Raw genomic sequence first — 17,971 nt, 5'->3', positions numbered from 1 at the left:
GCGTCAGCCGAGCGGCAGCGACACCGGCAGCTTGCCGGTCGGCAGACCGCCACCGAGCGCGCCGGTCGGCGCGGCGCCCTCCGTGGCGGTCGAGGCGGCGTCGCCCAGGAGCTGCCCGGCGCTGCCCGCGGTGTCACCCGCGGCCTTCTGCACGGCGGGCGCCGCCGTCTTGCCGACCTTGCCGACGGCCTTGCCCGCGGCCGGGACGCCCTGCTTGACGGCCTCGCCGCCGACGCCGCCCACCACGCCGGTCGCCTTCTGGGCGCCGGTGTCGACGGCGTTGCCCACGGCGGCGCCGTCCAGCGCGCTCACCGCACCCAGGTCGGTGGCCTGCGGGAGGGCGGCCGCGTTCGCCGCGCCGGCCGCGCCGATCACCGGAGCCGCGCCCGCGGCGACGAGCAGGGCGGCACGGGCGATCCGACGGGTCAGGGGGAGGGACATGATGCTCCTTTGGCGGGAGAGAAATAGTGCTTGTCCGTCGATCGGACGTAGTGACAACCCCTCAAAGGGCGGCGGAGGTTGCGGCGAGCGCGGGTAAAGAGTTGGTAATGCGTCGCATTATCGGCTGCGGATAAAAACGGGCAAACGATCCCGTGGTGAGGGGTCTGCTGAACCGTTTCACCCCTTTGTTCCCAAGGGAAACGGCGGATCATGGGCGCGCGGCGCAATCATCGGAAGAAATGCGGCGCGGCGCGGTGCGGACTCGCCCGTTCGGGTGACGGTGCCGTACTACTGCGCAGTGCGGATTCGAACTTCCATCAGGCCCGAATCCGCGCCCGAATCCGCGCCGGCTCCCGCGCTCGCGTCCGAGGAGGCGGTCCGCTTCCAGCCCCTGTTCGCCGTGTGCGCGTTCTTCGCGCTCCACACCCGGCCGGCATAGCGGACCTCGTCGATCCGCAGGGCGGTGGACTGCGCCACGGCCCAGTGCGCCAGCTCCCAGCCGCGCAGCGCGGGGGAGCCGCCGTTCGCCGATCCGCCGGTCGTGGCGGGTACCGGCACGGTCACCTCGGCCGCCGTGCCCGAGGCCCCCGCCCGGCCGACGACGTCGGCGCCGGGCAGCACCGCGTCCCCGAAGTCCCTCACCAGGGCCGCCCGTACCTTCGCCGGGTCCCCGGGCTCGGTGCCGCTCGGCGCCGTACAGGTCAGCGTGGCGGCGGACCGGCCGGTGAGGGCCGCGGCCAGCAGCGTGGCGTCCGGCTCGTGCTTCGCGTACGCCTGCGGGAAGCCGCTGCGCTGCACGCGCTGGGCCGCCTCGGTCAGCGGCAGTCGTGCGTAGCCGGGAACCTTGACGAGATGGTCGTAGAACTGACCCGCCGAATAGACCGGGTCCTGGATCTGCGCCTCGGTGCCCCACCCCGTCGAGGGCCGCTGCTGGAACAGACCGAGCGAGTCGCGGTCGCCATGGTTCAGATTGCGCAGCGCGGACTCCTGGAGGGCGGTGGCCAGCGCGATCGTGACCGCGCGCTCGGGCAGCCCCCGGGTCGTGCCCACCGCCGAGATCGTCGCGGCGTTCTCGGCCTGCTCCGGAGTCATCTCGTACGTGGAGCCCTCGCCGCCCGACGTGTCCGTGGCGCGCACGAGACAGCGCGGCGGACCGCCGGCGGCGCTCATGTAGTGGACCACCACATACCCGGCCAGGGCCAGCAGCACGACGAGGGCGGCCGCGATACGCGTGAGGCGGCCGCGACGGAGGGGAGAGGCGGTCTCGGACACGAGGCCACCGTACTGGAGAGGGGGACGGCCGACAGCGCCGACGCCCACGCCCCGCTCCCCTGCGGACGACGCGACCTCGCCCCTCCTCGTCTAGGGTCACCACCATGTCTGAGACCGTGCTCGACCTCACTCTCGACGCCCCGGCGCTCACCGCGCGCCTGGTCGATTTCCCTTCGGTCAGCGGCGAGGAGAAACCACTCGCGGACGCGATCGAAGAGGCGCTGCGGACGCTGCCCCATCTCACCGTCGACCGCCACGGCAACAACGTGGTGGCCCGGACCCGGCTGGGGCGCGCCGAGCGGATCGTCCTCGCGGGGCACATCGACACCGTCCCGATCGCCGACAACGTTCCGTCCCGGCTGGATGACGACGGGGTGCTGTGGGGGTGCGGTACGAGCGACATGAAGGCGGGCGTCGCCGTGCAGTTGCGGATCGCGGCGACCGTCCCCGAGCCCAACCGCGACCTCACCTTCATCTTCTATGACAACGAGGAGGTCGCCGCACATCTCAACGGTCTCGGACATCTGGCAGAGGCCCATCCCGACTGGCTGGAGGGCGACTTCGCGGTCCTGCTGGAGCCCTCCGACGGCGAGGTCGAGGGCGGCTGTCAGGGCACACTCCGGGTCTTCCTCCATATGACGGGCGAGCGCGCACACTCCGCGCGTGGCTGGATGGGGTCCAACGCCATTCACGCCGCCGCGCCGGTCCTGGCCCGGCTCGCCGCGTACGAGCCGCGCAGGCCGGTCATCGACGGCCTGGAGTACCGCGAGGGCCTCAACGCCGTACGGATCGAGGGCGGCGTCGCCGACAACGTCATCCCGGACGCGTGCACGGTCGTCGTGAACTACCGCTACGCGCCGGATCGCGGTGAGGAGGAGGCTCTCGCGCATGTCCACGAGGTCTTCGCGGACTGCGGGGTGACGGAGTTCACAGTGGACGACCACTCCGGGGCCGCCCTGCCGGGTCTCTCGCATCCCGCCGCGGCCGCCTTCATGGCCGCCGTCGGCGGAACCGCACGGCCCAAGTTCGGCTGGACGGATGTCTCACGCTTCGGTGCGCTCGGGGTGCCGGCGGTCAACTACGGCCCCGGGAACCCGCTCCTCGCCCACAAGCGGGACGAGCGGGTGGCGGTCGAGCGGATCACCCACTGCGAGAACCGTCTCCGCGACTGGCTCACCGGCTGAAGCACACCAGGGCCGGGCAGAGCGCTGGAGCGCTCACTGAGTCAGGGCCTGATCGACTGCCGGAATTTCGTCGTTTGTCACGTGCGTGGACCTACCCTTGCCCAGAACAAACGCACAGCAGCGGAGGGAGCAGCTCATGGGCATGCCTGACGGAGAGCGCAAGCCGGAGGAACAGCGGCTCGGTCCGGTGATCCGTCGCCGTGGGCAGGTACAGGCGGGCACGACCGACCAGCGGCTGCTGGACACCGAGGGCGACTCGGAATGGGTGCACACCGATCCCTGGCGGGTGATGCGCATCCAGTCGGAGTTCGTGGAGGGCTTCGGCGCCCTCGCCGAACTGCCCAGTGCCATCAGCGTGTTCGGCTCCGCGCGCACCCCGGCGGGCTCCGCCGAATACGAGGCGGGCATCCGGATCGGCGGCGCGCTGGTCGACGCCGGATTCGCGGTGATCACCGGCGGCGGGCCCGGCGCCATGGAGGCGGCGAACCGGGGCGCGCGCGAGGCCCAGGGCGTCTCCGTCGGACTCGGCATCGAGCTGCCCTTCGAGCAGGGGCTCAACCCCCATGTCGACATCGGCGTGAACTTCCGCTACTTCTTCGTCCGCAAGACGATGTTCGTCAAGTACGCGCAGGGCTTCGTGGTCCTGCCGGGCGGCCTCGGCACGCTGGACGAGCTGTTCGAGGCGCTCACCCTGGTCCAGACCCGCAAGGTCACCCGCTTCCCGATCGTCCTGTTCGGCACGGCGTACTGGGGCGGGCTCGTCGACTGGCTGCGGGACACCGTCGTGGCCCAGGGCAAGGCGTCCGAGAAGGATCTGCTGCTCTTCCATGTCACGGACGACGTGGACGAGGCGGTCGCGCTCGTCACGAAGGAGACGCGCAACTGACCTGGGGGCCGCCGACGGCTCAGGCCAGACCTCGGCGGGCGACCGCCGGGGGGCGGTGGCCCGCGATGGCCGCCACCATGTCGAGGACCTGCTTCGTCTCCGCGACCTCGTGGACGCGGTAGACCCGGGCCCCGAGCCACGCCGAGACGGCGGTCGTCGCCAGCGTGCCGATCAGCCGCTCCTTGACGGGCTTGTCGAGCGTCTCGCCGACGAAGTCCTTGTTGGAGAGTGAGACCAGCACCGGCCAGCCCGTCTCCGTCATCTCGCCCAGTCTGCGGGTCGCTTCGAGGGAGTGGCGGGTGTTCTTGCCGAAGTCATGGCCGGGGTCGATCATGATCCGGTCCCGGCGGACGCCCAGCTCCAGGGCCCGCTCGGCGAGCCCGAGCGTGACCCGCAGGATGTCCGCCATCACATCGTCGTACGCGATCCGGTGCGGCCGGGTCCTGGGCTCCGCCCCGCCCGCGTGCGTACAGACCAGCCCCACGTCATAACGGGCCGCGACCTCGGCCAGACGGGGGTCCACCCCGCCCCACGCGTCATTGAGCAGATCCGCGCCCGCCTCGCAGACCGCCTCGCCGACGTCGTGCCGCCAGGTGTCGACGCTGATCACCACATCGGGATGGCGGCGGCGCACCTCGGCGACGAAGCCGACCGTACGCCGGGCCTCCTCCTCGGCCGTGACCTCCTCGCCGGGGCCCGCCTTCACCCCGCCGATGTCGATGATGGCGGCTCCCTCGGCCACCGCGCGCTCGACCCGGTCGAGGGCGGGCTGATCGCCGAAGGTCGCGCCCCGGTCGTAGAAGGAATCGGGCGTCCGGTTGACGATCGCCATGATCACCGGCTCGCGCGCATCGAATTCCCGACGTCCAAGCCGCAGAGTCCCGCCGCCCATCCCGTGGTTCCTCCTCGTATTCGTCCGCCTGCGACCTTAGAGCCTCCTGCTGACCCGGAGCGCGGACGGCCCCGGCTGTCAGTGGGGCATGGCACGATCGGCACCGGACGTTTTCCTGCCCGGGGAGAAGCTCGTGTTCTTGTTCTTGCTCATCGCGATGGTCGTGGTCGTCGCCGCGGTCACGCTCGCGGTCGTCGGCGGCGGCGACCGCGCGCTTTTGCCGGAGGCCGCTCCCGAACGGCTGGTGGATCCCCTGCCGCTGACCCGCCCGGTCGGCCGCGCCGATGTCGAGGCACTGCGACTGCCGGTCGGGGTGCGCGGCTACCGCATGGCGGAGGTGGACGAGGTGCTCGGCCGGCTCGGCGCGGAGCTGGCGGAGCGGGACGCGCGGATCGCGGAGCTGGAGTCGGCGCTGGCCGGGGTCCAGGCCACCGCCGTCTCCTCGCCCGATCTCTTCAAGAAGCCCGGAGACCTCTTCGACAAGCCGGGAGACCTCTTCGACAAGCCGGGAGATCTCTTCGACAAGCCCGGAGATCTCTTCGGCAAGCCCGGGGAGGACACCGACCGATGACCGGCGACGTGGTGACGGGCCCCGACGGGAAGCCGCGCTGCCCCTGGGGCATGTCGACGGAGGACTACGTCGCGTATCACGACTCCGAGTGGGGCCGCCCGGTCCATGGCGACGACGCCCTGTTCGAGCGACTGAGTCTGGAGGCGTTCCAGTCCGGGCTGTCCTGGATCACGATCCTGCGCAGGCGCGAGGGCTTTCGCGGCGCCTTCGACTCGTTCAAGATCGCGTCGGTGGCGGAGTTCACCGACGCGGACAGGGAGCGGCTGCTCGTCGACCCGGGCATCATCCGCAACCGCGCCAAGATCGATGCCACGCTGGCCAACGCGCGCGTCCTCGCCGACTGGCCCGCGGGCGAGCTGGACACGCTGATCTGGTCGTACGCACCGGACGCGGCGAAGCGCCCGGCCCCCCTCGCGAGCGCCGACGTACCGGCGGTCACCGACGAGTCCACGGCGCTCGCCAAGGCACTCAAGAAGGCCGGCATCCGCTTTGTCGGCCCCACGACCGCCTATGCCCTGATGCAGGCGTGCGGTCTGGTGAACGATCACCTGGCGGGCTGCTTCGTACGGGAGAGCGTCCCGCGCGCCGGTACCGCCCCGCGCGCGGATGCGACGCGGGGCTGACAAGGGCCGGACGGTCCCCGGCGCCCCGCTCTCCAGGTCTTCGCGGGCCCGCGAAGATCGACCGGACAGGACCTAGCGGCCCACGTACCGCGGCTTCTCCTTGGCCAGGAACGCGCGCACGGCGATGGTGTGGTCCTCCGAGGCGCCCGCCCTGGACTGGAGTTCGTCCTCCTTCTCCAGCGTCTCGGCCAGCGAGTGGGCCGCTCCGTACGCCAGGGACTCCTTGATCGCCGCGTAGGCGAGCGTCGGCCCCGAGGCCAGGGCGCGGGCCACGGCGGCGGACTCGGCCGCCAGCTCGGCGGCCGGCACCAGGCGGTGCACCAGACCCCATTCCCGCGCCTCGGTGGCCGGCACCGAGCGCGGGAAGAGCAGCAGATCCGTCGCCCGGCTCCGGCCCACCAGCCGCGGCAGGGTCCACGAGACCCCGGAGTCCGCGGTCAGCGCGACCCCCGCGAAGGACGTGTTGAACGCGGCCGTGTCCGCCACGATCCGGTAGTCCGCGGCGAGGACGAACCCGAGGCCCGCGCCGGCCGCGACCCCGTTGACGCCCGCCACCACCGGCTTGGGCATGTCCGTGATCGCCCGCAGGATCGGGTTGTAGTGCTCGCGTACGGTGCTCATCGTGTCGCCGGTGCCCGCGGCCCGGTCCGCTTCGAGCAGCGCGGTGTGCTCCTTGAGGTCCTGCCCGACGCAGAACGCCCGGTCGCCCGCGGCGGTCAGCAGCACACTGCGCACCTCCGGGTCGGCGGCGGAGGCCAGCAGCGCGTCCCGGAGCGCGACCTTGGCGGCGACGTTCATCGCGTTCATGGCCTCGGGCCGGTTGATCGTGATCGTTGCGAGTCCGTCGCGCACCTCGTACAGCACGGTGTCGGCCATGATCGGTCCCCTTCGCGGCTCGGGCAGTCCTGTCCGGCCCCAGCATGGCGGAGATCGCCGGCGCCGGGCATGTGACCTGCGTCTAAGAAAGTCGTGCCCCGGTGGAGCGCACGGCGGCGAAGTATCGCAGGCGGATCGCCGAATTGAGGGGTTTTGCGAGAGCGCGTTGCGCAAGCGATGCCGTCCGATGTTGGTCATCGGGTCCCGCCATGCGGGATAATGGGCTGGAAGCAATGTGTTCGATGCCGGTGACACAGCGCCTGTCATGGGGCCGCCGGCTGCGATGAGCTGGTTTCAGGAAGGGGAACGAGCATGGCGGCCATGAAGCCGCGAACGGGCGACGGCCCGCTCGAGGTGACCAAGGAGGGGCGGGGCATCGTCATGCGCGTTCCGCTCGAAGGCGGCGGTCGGCTTGTGGTCGAGCTGACTCCGGACGAGGCGGATGCGCTCGGCGACGCTCTGAAGAAGGTCGTCGGCTGAGCGGAGCGCTCACAGTCTCCGGGGTGTTCGGTCACCTCTGGACAGACATCACTCTGCCCCGGTACGGATATGTCCGTGCCGGGGCAGAGTCCTGTTCGGTCCGAGTTCCGGCGGCCCGTTCTGTCTTGTGCTCTACGGTGGCCCCTTCGGCGGGGCGTCCTGTTGATCCCGCCCCCGCCGTCAGTCCGGGGAGCCCGCGTATCCCGGGCTCAGCCGCGGCGCATCGCGCAGAGCAGGCCGTCGCCCACCGGCAGCAGCGTCGACTGGAGCTCCTGGCTCTCCCGTACGGTCCGCAGCAGCTCCCGCAGCCTCAGCACCTCCGCGGGCTGGGCCGCCGAGTCCACCGTCCTGCCGCCCGCGAAGACGCCCTCGAAACAGACCAGGCCGCCGGGGCGCAGCAGCCGCAACGATTCAGCGAGATAGTCGAGGCACTCCAGCCGGTCACCGTCGCAGAAGACGAGGTCGTAACCGCCGTCCGCGAGCCGGGGCAGCACATCCAGGGCACCGCCGGGGATGAACCGCGCGCGATTGCCGGCGAAGCCCGCGGCCCGGAAGGCCTGCCGGGCGAACTGCTGGCGCTCGGGCTCCGTGTCGACCGTGGTCAGGACGCCGTCCGGCCGCATGCCCTGGAGCAGATACGTACCCGAGACGCCGGTACCGGTGCCGATCTCGGCGACCGCCTTCGCGTCCAGAGTGGCAGCGAGCAGACGCAGCGCGGCGCCGGTGCCTGGTGACACCGAGCGGAGCCCTGCCTCCCGGGCCCGGTCCCGGGCCCAGAGCAGTGCCTCGTCCTCGGCGACAAAGGCGTCGGCGAACGCCCAGCTCGTCTGCCGGTTGGCGGTAATGACCCTCTCCTTGTCCCCGTTGGCGGCGCAACGGTGACTGTATCCGCTGCGCCCGGGAACCCGCAGATGGGACCGGGCGTTAAGAAGAAGCGGGGAACACCTGGATCAAGACCTGCGACCGGGCCTAATTTCACGTAAAGATTCTTATCCGGAGCTAACGGGCGGAGTGGCTATGGTAGGGGCTCCACTGGACACCACCAGAGCCGATAGGGGAGGTGCGGCTGAGCCTGTGGATCGGGGAGGAGTGCTGACGCGCTTTCTCAGGTCGGCCGGCAAGCCGAAATCCGTGACCAACATCGCTGACCGTTCTCGCTCCACCGACTCCGCAGTTACCGCGACCTTCGCATCGGATGCGGAATCGCAGGCGTGGACGCCTCCCAGCTGGGAGGAGATCGTCAGCACGCACAGCGGACGTGTCTACCGCCTCGCCTACCGCCTCACGGGCAATCAGCACGACGCCGAGGACCTGACCCAAGAGGTCTTCGTCCGGGTCTTCCGCTCGCTGTCGACCTACACCCCCGGCACCTTCGAGGGCTGGCTGCACCGCATCACCACCAACCTCTTCCTCGACATGGTCCGGCGCAAGCAGCGGATCCGGTTCGACGCGCTCGGTGACGACGCGGCGGAGCGGCTGCCCAGCCGTGAGCCGTCGCCGCAGCAGGTCTTTCACGACACGCACTTCGACGCGGATGTCCAGCAGGCGCTGGACACCCTCGCGCCCGAATTCCGGGCCGCCGTGGTGCTCTGTGACATCGAGGGGCTTTCGTACGAGGAGATCGCGGCCACACTCGGTGTCAAGCTCGGCACCGTACGCAGCCGGATCCACCGCGGGCGTTCGCATCTGCGCAAGGCTCTTCAGCACCGTTCCCCCGAGGCCAGGGCCGAGCAGCGCGCCTTCGTGAGTGTGGCCGGGGAGGGCGGAGCGGCGTGAGTGGCACCAGCCCCACCCCCGCCGAGCAGCACTTGGGGGACAGACTCGCCGCCTTGGTGGACGGAGAACTGGACCATGACGCGCGTGAACGCGTGCTGGCCCATCTCGCCACCTGCGCCAAGTGCAAGGCGGAGGCCGATGCCCAGCGCCGGCTGAAGAGTGTGTTCGCCCAGTCCGCTCCGCCGCCGCCCTCCGCCGGGCTGCTCGCCAGACTCCAGGGACTGCCGGGCGGCCTTCCCGGCTCCGGAGGCGGTGATGACGACAACGGAAAGGGGCTCTTCGACGGGGGGCGCTTTGGTGAGGGCGTTTTCGGCGTCCGCACCGATGGCTTCGGTTATGTCCCGGCGGGCGCGCATGCCGCGGTACTGCCCAGCGGCTCCGGCTTCCGGATCCATGAGGTCGGACGCCAGGAGGCCGAGCGGTCGCCATGGCGCGGCAAGCGGTTCGCCTTCGCCGCCGCCAGCGCGGTGTCGTTCGCCGCGATGGCCCTCGGCGGGACGATGCCGCTCGGCACGGCCGCCGATGCCCTGCCCCGGGGCGCGGGCAACAATGTGACACCCATGCGGGCCCCCGGCACTTCGGGCCCCGCCGCTGTGGGCGGTGAGTCCTCCCGGCGTCAGAGCGGCGGCGGAGCGCTGTCGCGGTCCGCCGAGCGTCCGACCCCCGCGGCCCCTCCCGGTGTGTTCCAGACGCAGACGCTCTCCGAGCGGCCGTACTCGCCGGGCGCCCTGGCCGGTCCGGTACCGGCGCTGCTGATCCAGCCCACGGGCTCGGCTTTCCAGATCGACGAGGCGTCCGGGATCAGCCCCACGGCCACGCCCAACCCGACTCAGATGGCCGCGCCGACACTGCCCGGCGCACCGCTTTCCGCCCGGCGCTGAGCGGCCCCCTGCGCGAAAATCCGTAAACCTGATTGAATCCTTGGCAGGGGTGCCCGTCACGGGCGTGGAACAGCGGTTGCGGGGAGAGCATGGACGACGGGAAGCCGACCGGACCCAAGGCGAAGTGGTGGAGCCGTCCCTCCGCGGAGGGCGCGATACCGCAGGGGCCCGGGGTGCCGCCGGCGCGGAGTGACGAGGTGACGGCGCAGCTTCCCCCCGTCGCTGACGAACCGTCAGGGGCGGCCGCCCCGGCCCCCGCGCCCGCCGACACGACACCCGCGCCCGCCGATGTGCCTCCGGTGCCCGTCGACGCGGCCCCCGTGACCGCTGACTCGGCTCCGGCGCCCGTCGACCCGCCTTCGGCGCCCTTTGACGCCGCTCCGGTGCCTCAGGGGCGTCCGCAGCCGCTGCACGAGCCCGACGCGTACAGCACGCCGCCCTACGGCGGCCCCGGCCCCTGGGCGCTCGCTCCGCCCGTACAGCGCCCCACCCCGGCCCACGGCACGCCGATGCCGCCGCCCGCGCACCAGATGCCGCCGGGGGTCCATATCCCGCAGCAGCCACACGCGCAGCCGCGGCAGTCGCACCAGCCGCCGCACCACCAGCCGGGACATCAGCCCCTGGCCCCGCCGTCCCCTCTGCCCCCGCCCTCCCAGGCACATGGCCAGGCGCCCGGCCTGCCCGAGGCGTCGCAGTGGCTGCGGTACGACCCCTGGAACGCGCCCGGGCAGCAGCCCCTGACCCAGTACGGCGAGCCGCGCAAGCGGCGCGGCCGGCGGGCCGGGCTCGTCGCCGCCGGGGCGCTGGCCCTCGCCGCCTGTGTTCTCGGTGGCGCGGTCGGCGCGTACATCGAACGCAACGGCGGTTTCACCGCCGTCGAACTCCCGCAGGCCGACGCGGAGGCCGGCGGCCGCGCCCCCGACAGCGTCGCGGGCATCGCCGCCAGTGCACTGCCCAGCGTCGTCACCCTGCACGTCAGCGGCAGCGACGAGCAGGGCACCGGCACGGGCTTCGTCCTCGACCGGCAGGGCCACATCCTGACGAACAACCATGTCGTCGATCCGGCCGGCTCCTCCGGCGAGATATCGGTCACGTTCAGCGGCGGCCAGACCGCCAGGGCCGAGCTCATCGGCAAGGACACCGGCTACGACCTCGCCGTCGTCAAGGTCACCGGCGTATCCGGGCTCAAGCCGCTCCCGCTGGGCAACTCCGACAGTGTCCAGGTCGGCGATCCGGTCGTGGCCATCGGCGCCCCCTTCGATCTGTCCAACACCGTGACCTCCGGGATCATCAGCGCGAAGCAACGCCCCATCACCGCGGGCGGTGAGAAGGGCGACGGCAGCGACATCAGCTATGTGGACGCGCTCCAGACCGACGCCCCGATCAACCCCGGCAACTCCGGAGGGCCGCTGGTGGACACCCGGGCCCGGGTCATCGGCATCAACAGCGCGATCCGCGCCGCGGACAGCGGCACCGGCCTCACCGGCGGCCAGTCGGGCTCCATCGGCCTCGGCTTCGCGATACCGATCAACCAGGGCAAGCGCGTCGCCGAGGAACTGATCAACACGGGGAAGGCCACGCACCCCGTGATCGGCGTCAGCCTCGACATGGAGTATGCGGGCGACGGCGCCCGGGTCGGTGACGAGGACGCCGACGGGGGTCCCGCGGTGACCGCGGGCGGCCCCGGGGCCAAGGCCGGCATCAAGCCGGGGGACGTCATCACGGAAGTGAACGGCCGGCGGGTGCACAGCGGCGAGGAGCTGATCATCAAGATCCGCGCCCACCGCCCAGGCGACCAGCTGGAGCTGACGCTGACCCGCGGAGGTAAAGAGCGGACCATGAAGTTGACTCTCGGCTCCGCGGGCGGCACCTGACGGCCACCAGAAGGTACCGCCCGGACAGTTCCGGCAGGTACCGTGGAGCGGCCCGGACCTCGCCCAACCTTCGATCCACCCCGAGGAGCAGCACGTGTTCAATGACATTGGCGCCCTTGAGGTGATCGCGCTCGCGGTTCTCGCCGTGATCGTCTTCGGACCCGAGAAGCTGCCCAAGGTCATTCAGGACGTCTCCGGTTTCATAAGAAAGGTCCGCGAGTTCTCCGAGAGTGCCAAGGAAGACATCCGCTCCGAGCTCGGCCCGGAGTTCAAGGACTTCGAATTCGAGGACCTCAACCCCAAGACGTTCGTCCGTAAGCAGTTGATGGACAACGACGATCTGGGACTGAACGAGATCCGCAGCAGCTTCGACCTCCGCAAGGAGATGAACGAGGTCGCGGACGCGGTGAACGGTCATGAGAGCGCGTCCGACGCGGATGTCCCCGCGACGCCGGTCTCCACGAATGGCTCCGCTGCGATCGGGTCGTCCGCTAAGGGCTCCTCCACCATCCCCGACCTGCTCAAGAAGCCCGAGAAGCCCGCTCAGCCCGCGCGTCCGCCCTTCGACGCAGACGCCACCTGAGTATGACTAACCCGATGAGTCGGGACCTGGTGGCTATCCTCCATCTGTCCGGCAGTGAGGCGCCCGTCGGCGGCGGGCCGCTCCGGACGCTCACGATCGAGGAGGCGCCGGCAGATGGAGACGACGAGTCGGGCAGGTACGCGGGACGCGGCCGGCTCAGCCAAGGCCGGAGGGGTGCCAGCCGCCCTGCGTACGGTCGAAGGCTATCTGCGGGCGCCTTTCCCCTGGTACGGACTGGACGGTGCCTTCAAGGGCCCGCGCTGGCTCATGCAGGTCGGCGCGACGGCGGACGGAGCGGTACGGCACGGCGCCACGGGCCATGGTGAAGAGCCGTCGATAAGACCGGAGGCTCCGGCCGCCGCCAGGGAACGCTTCGCGGTGGTCGTGACGGTGGCCACGAGCCCCGAACGGCGCACCGGTGACGGCACGGGCCACCTGGACGCCACCACGGCCTCCTCCGCGGCCTGGCTGGCCGGTTCGGGGCTGCTGGCCTTCACCTGGCCCCCGCAGCTGGACCACGCGCTGCGTGACAACTGGCTGGATCAGCAGACGGAGGCGGCGTTCGAGCTGGCCGACGATCTGGACGGGCCGGAGTGGACGGCGCTCTCGCTGCCGGTCGACGCGGAGCCGACGCCGTTCCACTACCGCGAGTCCGAGTTCGGCTGGGTGCTGGCCGGGTCGACGCGCCGCGGGGTGCATCTCGGGGCGTACGGGCGCGGGATGAGCCCCTATGGCCTCGGCTTCTCGGTGATCGAGGACATCAGGACGTACGCGCCCTAGAGGCCCTAGAGGCCCTGGAAGCCACCGAACCCCCGGGAACGACGTCTGAACGGGACGACGGAGGACGACGGAGGACGACGGAGGACGACGGAACAGCTAAGGGGCGGCCGCGACAGGCGGCCGCCCCTTACCCGTTGAGCGGTTGAGCGGTGGAGCGGCGAGCCGACGAGCAGTCAGGCCCGGCTCAGAACTTGTTGCGCGGGGTGATCCCCAGCGACATGCCCGACAGGCCGCGCTGCCGGCTGCCCAGCTTGCCGGCGATCCCGCGCAGCGCGGCGGCGGCCGGCGAGTCGGGGTCGGAGAGCACGATGGGCTTGCCCTCGTCGCCGCCCTCCCGCAGCCGTACATCGATCGGGATCGCCCCGAGCACCGGCACCTCGGCGCCGGTCGTCCTCGTCAGCCCCTCGGCGACCAGCTTGCCGCCGCCGGTGCCGAAGACGTCGATCATCTCGTCGCAGTGCGGGCACGGCAGACCCGACATGTTCTCGACCACACCGACGATCTTCTGATGGGTCTGTACGGCGATGGAACCGGCCCGCTCGGCGACCTCGGCCGCGGCCTGCTGCGGGGTGGTGACCACCAGGATCTCGGCGTTCGGCACGAGCTGCGCCACGGAGATGGCGATATCGCCGGTCCCCGGCGGCAGGTCGAGCAGCAGCACATCCAGATCGCCCCAGTAGACGTCCGAGAGGAACTGCTGGAGCGCGCGGTGCAGCATCGGGCCGCGCCAGACGACCGGCGTGTTGCCCGGGGTGAACATCCCGATGGAGATCACCTTCACCCCGTTCGCCGACGGCGGCATGATCATGTTCTCGACCTGGGTGGGCTTGCCGTCGGCGCCGAGCATCCGCGGCACGCTGTGCCCGTAGATGTCCGCGTCGACCACACCGACCTTCAGCCCGTCGGCCGCCATCGCGGCGGCCAGGTTGACCGTCACCGAGGACTTGCCGACCCCGCCCTTGCCCGACGCCACCGCGTACACCCGGGTCAGGGACCCCGGCTGGGCGAACGGCACCTCGCGCTCGGCGGTGCCGCCGCGCAGGGAGGCCGCCAGCTCGCGCCGCTGCTCGTCGCCCATCACGTCCAGCGTGACGTCCACGCGCGTGACACCCGCGACCCGGGCGACCGCTTCGGTCACGCTGCGGGTGATCGTGTCGCGCATCGGGCAGCCGGACACCGTCAGATAGACCGTGACGGCCACCGCGCCGTCCGCACCGATATCCACCGATTTGACCATGCCCAGGTCGGTGATCGGCCGATGGATCTCGGGGTCGTTCACCGTCGCAAGCGCTTCGCGCACCGCTTCTTCCGCGGGAGCGGCGGTTCCGTACGTGTCGGTAGCCATACCGAGATGGTACGGCGATCCGTACCGGCTCAGGAAAACACCGGCTCAGGAAAACCCGTCAGCGGTCGGTTTCCTCGCGCCCGGCTTCCGCCGGGGGCGGTGGGCGCTGCTCGGTCATGTCCCGTACCAGATCCTGGAGCTCCGACCGGATCCAGTCGCGGGTGGCGACCTCGCCCAGACCGATCCGCAGCGCCGCGATCTCGCGCGTCAGATATTCGGTGTCCGCGATCGAGCGCTCGTTCTGCTTGCGCTCCTGCTCCTGTGTGACCCGGTCCCGGTCGTCCTGGCGGTTCTGCGCCAGCAGGATCAGCGGCGCGGCGTACGAGGCCTGGAGGGAGAGCATCAGCGTCAGAAAGATGAACGGGTAGGGGTCGAAGCGCAGTTCGCGCGGGGCCGTGACGTTCCAGACCAGCCAGACGATGATGATCAGCGTCATCCAGACGATGAAGCGCCCCGTCCCCAAGAAGCGGGCGATACGCTCCGAAAGCACCCCGAAAGCCTCGGGATCGTACTCGGGCAGCAGTCTGCGCCGCGGCGGGGCCGGCTGGTCGAGTCTGATCCGGCCACCTCGCAGCAGCGCGGTCGACCCGGCCCCGGAGCCGGTCCGCGCGCGCTCCCGGCCTGCCTCCCTGTCGGGCCGCTCATTCACCACGGGCCGCCCCGTCCAGCCCGTGGTAACCGGTCTCCCGCCAGTCGTCGGGCAGCAGGTGGTCGAGTACGTCATCGACGGTCACGGCGCCGAGCAGCGATCCGCCCTCGTCCACCACCGGCGCCGAGACCATGTTGTACGCGGCGAGATGGCTGGTGATCGCGGGCAGCGTGGTGTCGGGCGCGAGCGGCGGCAGATCGCTGTCGACGATCGAGCTGACCAGCGTGTACGGCGGATCCCGCAGCAGCCGCTGGAAGTGCACCGTGCCCAGATACTTGCCGGTCGGCGTCTCGTCCGGCGGCCGGCAGACATAGACCTGCGCCGCGAGCGCGGGGGAGAGGTCCGGGAGCCGTACCCGCGCCAGCGCGTCCGCCACCGTCGCGTCGGGCCGCAGCACGATCGGGTCGGTCGTCATCAAACCGCCCGCCGTGCGCTCCTCGTACGACATCAGCCGCCGCACATCGGCGGCGTCGTCCGGCCGCATCAGCGTGAGCAGCCGCTCCTTGTCGCTCTCGGGCAGTTCGGAGAGAAGGTCGGCCGCGTCGTCCGGATCCATCGCCTCCAGGACATCGGCCGCGCGCTCCTCCTTGAGCTTGCCGAGGATCTCCACCTGGTCGTCCTCGGGCAGCTCCTCCATCACATCGGCGAGCCGGTCGTCATCGAGGGCGACGGCCACCTCGCCCCGTCGCTTCGGCGTCAGATGGTGCAGCACATTGGCGACTTCGACCGGGCGCAGCCGTTCGAAGGTGGCGACCAGATTCTCCGCGCCCTGGCCCTCCTCCTCCAGCGAGAAGCCCGTGACCGCGGACCAGTCGACGGTCAGGGTCTCCCCCCGCCGCCGCAGGGCGCCGCCCTTCCTGCCACGCCGTACGAAGACCTTGTCGATCTCCCAGTCGCGGCGGGCCGGCAGCTGACGGATGGCGACATCGAGGACCATCACCTCCTCGCCGCTCTCCACGAGCCGCACCCGGCGGTCGAGCAGTTCGCCGAGTACGAGGCGCTCGGTGGGCCGCTGCTCGAATCGGCGCATGTTGAGCACGCCCGTGCTGATCACCTGGCCCGACTCGACGCCCGTCACCCGGGTCATGGGCAGAAAGATCCGGCGCCGGCTGAGTACTTCGACGACCAGCCCGAGCAGCCGGGGCGGACGGCCGCCGACCCGCAGCATCGCGACGAGATCGCGGACCCGGCCCACCTGGTCGCCGGCCGGATCGAAGACGGCCACACCGGCGATGTGCGAGACGAAGATCCGGGGGGCGCCTGCCGCCATTTCCCAGCGCCTCCTTCACCCTCGGTTGTCCTTCTGCCCGGCGGGATAACGGGTTCAGGCTAGCCCGTACCGCTGCCCTATGCCCTGACGGATCCGTCCGTACGGCCTTCCTCCGACGACGGTGCGGCTCCCTGTCGAGGCGTGCCTCCGGCCCGGGTACGCTGCGGTCTGCCACCCCCAGCCGCGTTTGAGAGGCAGTGCGTCTGTGTCCGTTCTCCTGTCGTCCGGCCGTGCCCGCCGGGTCGCTCTCCCCGTCGCGTTCTGCGTGGGGCTGGCCGCGGTTCTCACGGCATGCGGTGAAGACCCGGACGAGGGCACGAACGGGGTCGGCAAGCTCTCCGCCACCGAGATCGAGAGAAAGGCGCGGACGTCGGCGAACGCCGCCGGCGCGGTCAGGCTCTCCGGCACGCTGGTGACCCAGGGGGAGACCTTCAAGCTCAATATGCGGCTCAAGACGAACGGCGGAACCGGCACCGTCACCTCGAAGAACAGCACCTTCCAGTTGCTGCGCATCGAGGACGCGCTTTTCCTGAAGGCCGACGCCGGTTTCTGGAGCCACGCGGGCGGCGAGGACGGCAAGGAGACCACCAAGCCGAGCAGTTCGGACGCCGAGGCCGCCGACAAGCTCCAGGACAAGTATGTGAAGGTCCCGGAGGACGACCCCTCGTACAAGCAGCTGAGCGGCTTCACCGACATGAAGGTGCTGCTCGCCGGGATACTGACGCTGCACGGCAAGCTGAACAAGGGCGCCCGCGACCGCATCGGCGGTGTGCGGACCATCAAGATCAATGGCAGTGAGGGCGACGGCGGGACGCTGGACGTCTCGCTGGAGGGCACCCCCTACCCGCTGCAACTGGTGCGTGCGGGCGGCGCGGGGACGCTCTCGCTCGGCGACTGGGGCCGCGACTTCGAACTGACGCCGCCGGCCAAGGGCGAGACCCTCGACTACGGCAGCCGCCTCCCGGCCACCAGCGACTAGGTCCTGTCCTTGCCACGGCCCTTGTCGCGCTTGAGCAGCAGGCGGCCGAGCGGGGCGGGCAGCGGCCGACGGGTCGTCGCCGCGGTCGGCAGCGGCGCCGCCGCCAGCGAGGAGTCCGGCAGGTCGGTGGTCGCGGCCCGCGGTGTCAGCCGCAGCACCCGGCACTCGCGCGCCCAGCGCTCCGTCATCACCTCGGCGTCGGGCGCGTTCAGCCGCTTGCCCTTGAGCTCGGCGACGGCCGTCTCCCAGCCCTCCGAGTGCGGCGCCAGCTCCGCGACGGCCGCCGTCCAGGCGACGAGCCGGCCGCCCTTGTCCTTGCTGCGTACGGTCACCTCGGCGGCGGAGCCGTCCACGAGCCCCGGCAGTGGCTGCTCCCCGGGGCCGTCCCCGACCAGCAGCGCCGCGCCCTCGTGCCATACGTGCCACAGCGCGCGGTCGGGGCCCGAGCCGCGCACCCAGATGAGGCCCGACTTCTTGGTGGCCTCTTCGACGAGGACCTGGCCGAGGTCGGGCCCGGGGCCGTGCCCGAGGTCTGGATCTGTCATGCCCGCAGCCTATCCAGCCGCCGGGGAGGGCGGCCGGTCTCTCCTGACTCAGAAGACTAGAGCC

The 17,971-nt window shown here is 71.1% G+C and carries 19 protein-coding genes and 1 pseudogene; 11 read left to right on the top strand and 9 right to left on the bottom strand.

The window, feature by feature from the left end:
* Positions 1-3: 3 nt before the first annotated feature.
* Both ABTZ59_RS07380 and ABTZ59_RS07375 read right to left on the bottom strand, forming a co-directional pair.
* Complete coding sequence (locus tag ABTZ59_RS07380; protein WP_351392096.1) at positions 4-441, bottom strand: ATP-binding protein; 438 nt, start codon at positions 439-441, stop codon at positions 4-6.
* A 288-nt stretch (positions 442-729) separates the two neighbouring features.
* Positions 730-1,713, bottom strand: coding sequence for a hypothetical protein (locus ABTZ59_RS07375; protein WP_351392093.1), 984 nt, complete (start codon positions 1,711-1,713; stop codon positions 730-732).
* Positions 1,714-1,817: 104 nt separating this feature from the next.
* On the opposite strand from ABTZ59_RS07375, the gene dapE reads away from it, so the two are divergent.
* Together dapE and ABTZ59_RS07365 are read left to right on the top strand one after the other, a co-directional pair.
* Positions 1,818-2,897, top strand: a complete 1,080-nt coding sequence (gene dapE, locus ABTZ59_RS07370) for a succinyl-diaminopimelate desuccinylase (RefSeq protein ID WP_351392090.1) — start codon at positions 1,818-1,820, stop codon at positions 2,895-2,897.
* A gap of 136 nt (positions 2,898-3,033) precedes the next feature.
* Complete coding sequence (locus tag ABTZ59_RS07365; RefSeq protein ID WP_249947955.1) at positions 3,034-3,783, top strand: LOG family protein; 750 nt, start codon at positions 3,034-3,036, stop codon at positions 3,781-3,783.
* A gap of 19 nt (positions 3,784-3,802) precedes the next feature.
* Here ABTZ59_RS07365 and folP read toward each other — a convergent pair whose 3' ends face one another.
* Positions 3,803-4,675: a dihydropteroate synthase gene (folP, locus tag ABTZ59_RS07360; protein WP_351392087.1), complete on the bottom strand. Its 873-nt coding sequence runs from the start codon at positions 4,673-4,675 to the stop codon at positions 3,803-3,805.
* A gap of 88 nt (positions 4,676-4,763) precedes the next feature.
* Here folP and ABTZ59_RS07355 point away from each other — a divergent pair, with 88 nt between their 5' ends.
* Positions 4,764-5,246 (top strand): DivIVA domain-containing protein, encoded by a 483-nt coding sequence (locus tag ABTZ59_RS07355; RefSeq protein ID WP_503002281.1) that lies wholly within the window; start codon positions 4,764-4,766, stop codon positions 5,244-5,246.
* Positions 5,243-5,869 (top strand): DNA-3-methyladenine glycosylase I, encoded by a 627-nt coding sequence (locus tag ABTZ59_RS07350; RefSeq protein WP_351392081.1) that lies wholly within the window; start codon positions 5,243-5,245, stop codon positions 5,867-5,869. Before ABTZ59_RS07355 ends, ABTZ59_RS07350 begins: the two co-directional genes overlap by 4 nt.
* Positions 5,870-5,941: 72 nt before the next feature.
* Here the strand turns inward: ABTZ59_RS07350 and chcB are convergent, their stop codons facing one another.
* Positions 5,942-6,745: a 2-cyclohexenylcarbonyl CoA isomerase gene (gene chcB, locus ABTZ59_RS07345; protein WP_351392078.1), complete on the bottom strand. Its 804-nt coding sequence runs from the start codon at positions 6,743-6,745 to the stop codon at positions 5,942-5,944.
* Between the two features lie 312 nt (positions 6,746-7,057).
* Here chcB and ABTZ59_RS07340 point away from each other — a divergent pair, with 312 nt between their 5' ends.
* Entirely contained in the window at positions 7,058-7,225 is a 168-nt protein-coding gene (locus ABTZ59_RS07340; RefSeq protein ID WP_003966491.1) for a DUF3117 domain-containing protein, read from the top strand.
* A gap of 209 nt (positions 7,226-7,434) precedes the next feature.
* On the opposite strand, the pseudogene ABTZ59_RS07335 reads toward ABTZ59_RS07340, so the two are convergent.
* A pseudogene (locus tag ABTZ59_RS07335) lies at positions 7,435-8,101 on the bottom strand (O-methyltransferase).
* 141 nt (positions 8,102-8,242) lie between these two features.
* Here ABTZ59_RS07335 and sigE point away from each other — a divergent pair.
* From sigE to ABTZ59_RS07310, 5 genes are all read left to right on the top strand, one after another.
* Entirely contained in the window at positions 8,243-9,001 is a 759-nt protein-coding gene (gene sigE, locus ABTZ59_RS07330; protein ID WP_249947951.1) for an RNA polymerase sigma factor SigE, read from the top strand.
* Complete coding sequence (locus tag ABTZ59_RS07325) at positions 8,998-9,882, top strand: anti-sigma factor family protein (protein ID WP_351392073.1); 885 nt, start codon at positions 8,998-9,000, stop codon at positions 9,880-9,882. Before sigE ends, ABTZ59_RS07325 begins: the two co-directional genes overlap by 4 nt.
* An 89-nt stretch (positions 9,883-9,971) precedes the next feature.
* Positions 9,972-11,756, top strand: coding sequence for a S1C family serine protease (locus tag ABTZ59_RS07320; RefSeq protein WP_351392071.1), 1,785 nt, complete (start codon positions 9,972-9,974; stop codon positions 11,754-11,756).
* Between the two features lie 94 nt (positions 11,757-11,850).
* Positions 11,851-12,339: a sec-independent translocase gene (locus ABTZ59_RS07315; protein ID WP_351392068.1), complete on the top strand. Its 489-nt coding sequence runs from the start codon at positions 11,851-11,853 to the stop codon at positions 12,337-12,339.
* 114 nt (positions 12,340-12,453) lie between these two features.
* Entirely contained in the window at positions 12,454-13,119 is a 666-nt protein-coding gene (locus tag ABTZ59_RS07310; protein ID WP_351392065.1) for a hypothetical protein, read from the top strand.
* 184 nt (positions 13,120-13,303) lie between these two features.
* Here ABTZ59_RS07310 and ABTZ59_RS07305 read toward each other — a convergent pair whose 3' ends face one another.
* From ABTZ59_RS07305 to ABTZ59_RS07295, 3 genes are read right to left on the bottom strand one after another with little or no spacing between them, the layout of a single operon-like run.
* Positions 13,304-14,464: an Mrp/NBP35 family ATP-binding protein gene (locus ABTZ59_RS07305; RefSeq protein WP_351392062.1), complete on the bottom strand. Its 1,161-nt coding sequence runs from the start codon at positions 14,462-14,464 to the stop codon at positions 13,304-13,306.
* Between the two features lie 58 nt (positions 14,465-14,522).
* Entirely contained in the window at positions 14,523-15,116 is a 594-nt protein-coding gene (locus ABTZ59_RS07300; protein WP_503002277.1) for a DUF1003 domain-containing protein, read from the bottom strand.
* Positions 15,106-16,383 (bottom strand): magnesium transporter MgtE N-terminal domain-containing protein, encoded by a 1,278-nt coding sequence (locus ABTZ59_RS07295; RefSeq protein ID WP_249947944.1) that lies wholly within the window; start codon positions 16,381-16,383, stop codon positions 15,106-15,108. Before ABTZ59_RS07295 ends, ABTZ59_RS07300 begins: the two co-directional genes overlap by 11 nt.
* A gap of 205 nt (positions 16,384-16,588) precedes the next feature.
* Between ABTZ59_RS07295 and ABTZ59_RS07290 the strand changes: the two genes are divergently transcribed.
* Positions 16,589-17,362 carry a hypothetical protein gene (locus ABTZ59_RS07290; protein WP_351392057.1) on the top strand — a complete coding sequence of 258 codons (774 nt, stop codon included), beginning with the start codon at positions 16,589-16,591 and terminating at the stop codon, positions 17,360-17,362.
* Here the strand turns inward: ABTZ59_RS07290 and ABTZ59_RS07285 are convergent.
* On the bottom strand, positions 17,359-17,907 hold the full coding sequence (locus ABTZ59_RS07285; RefSeq protein ID WP_351392054.1) for a hypothetical protein: 549 nt from the start codon (positions 17,905-17,907) through the stop codon (positions 17,359-17,361). The genes ABTZ59_RS07290 and ABTZ59_RS07285 overlap by 4 nt on opposite strands.
* Positions 17,908-17,971 lie beyond the last annotated feature (64 nt).

The organism is Streptomyces sp. NPDC094034, from assembly GCF_040303865.1.
Lineage (GTDB): Bacteria > Actinomycetota > Actinomycetes > Streptomycetales > Streptomycetaceae > Streptomyces.
This window is presented reverse-complemented; position numbering and strand designations above follow the sequence as displayed.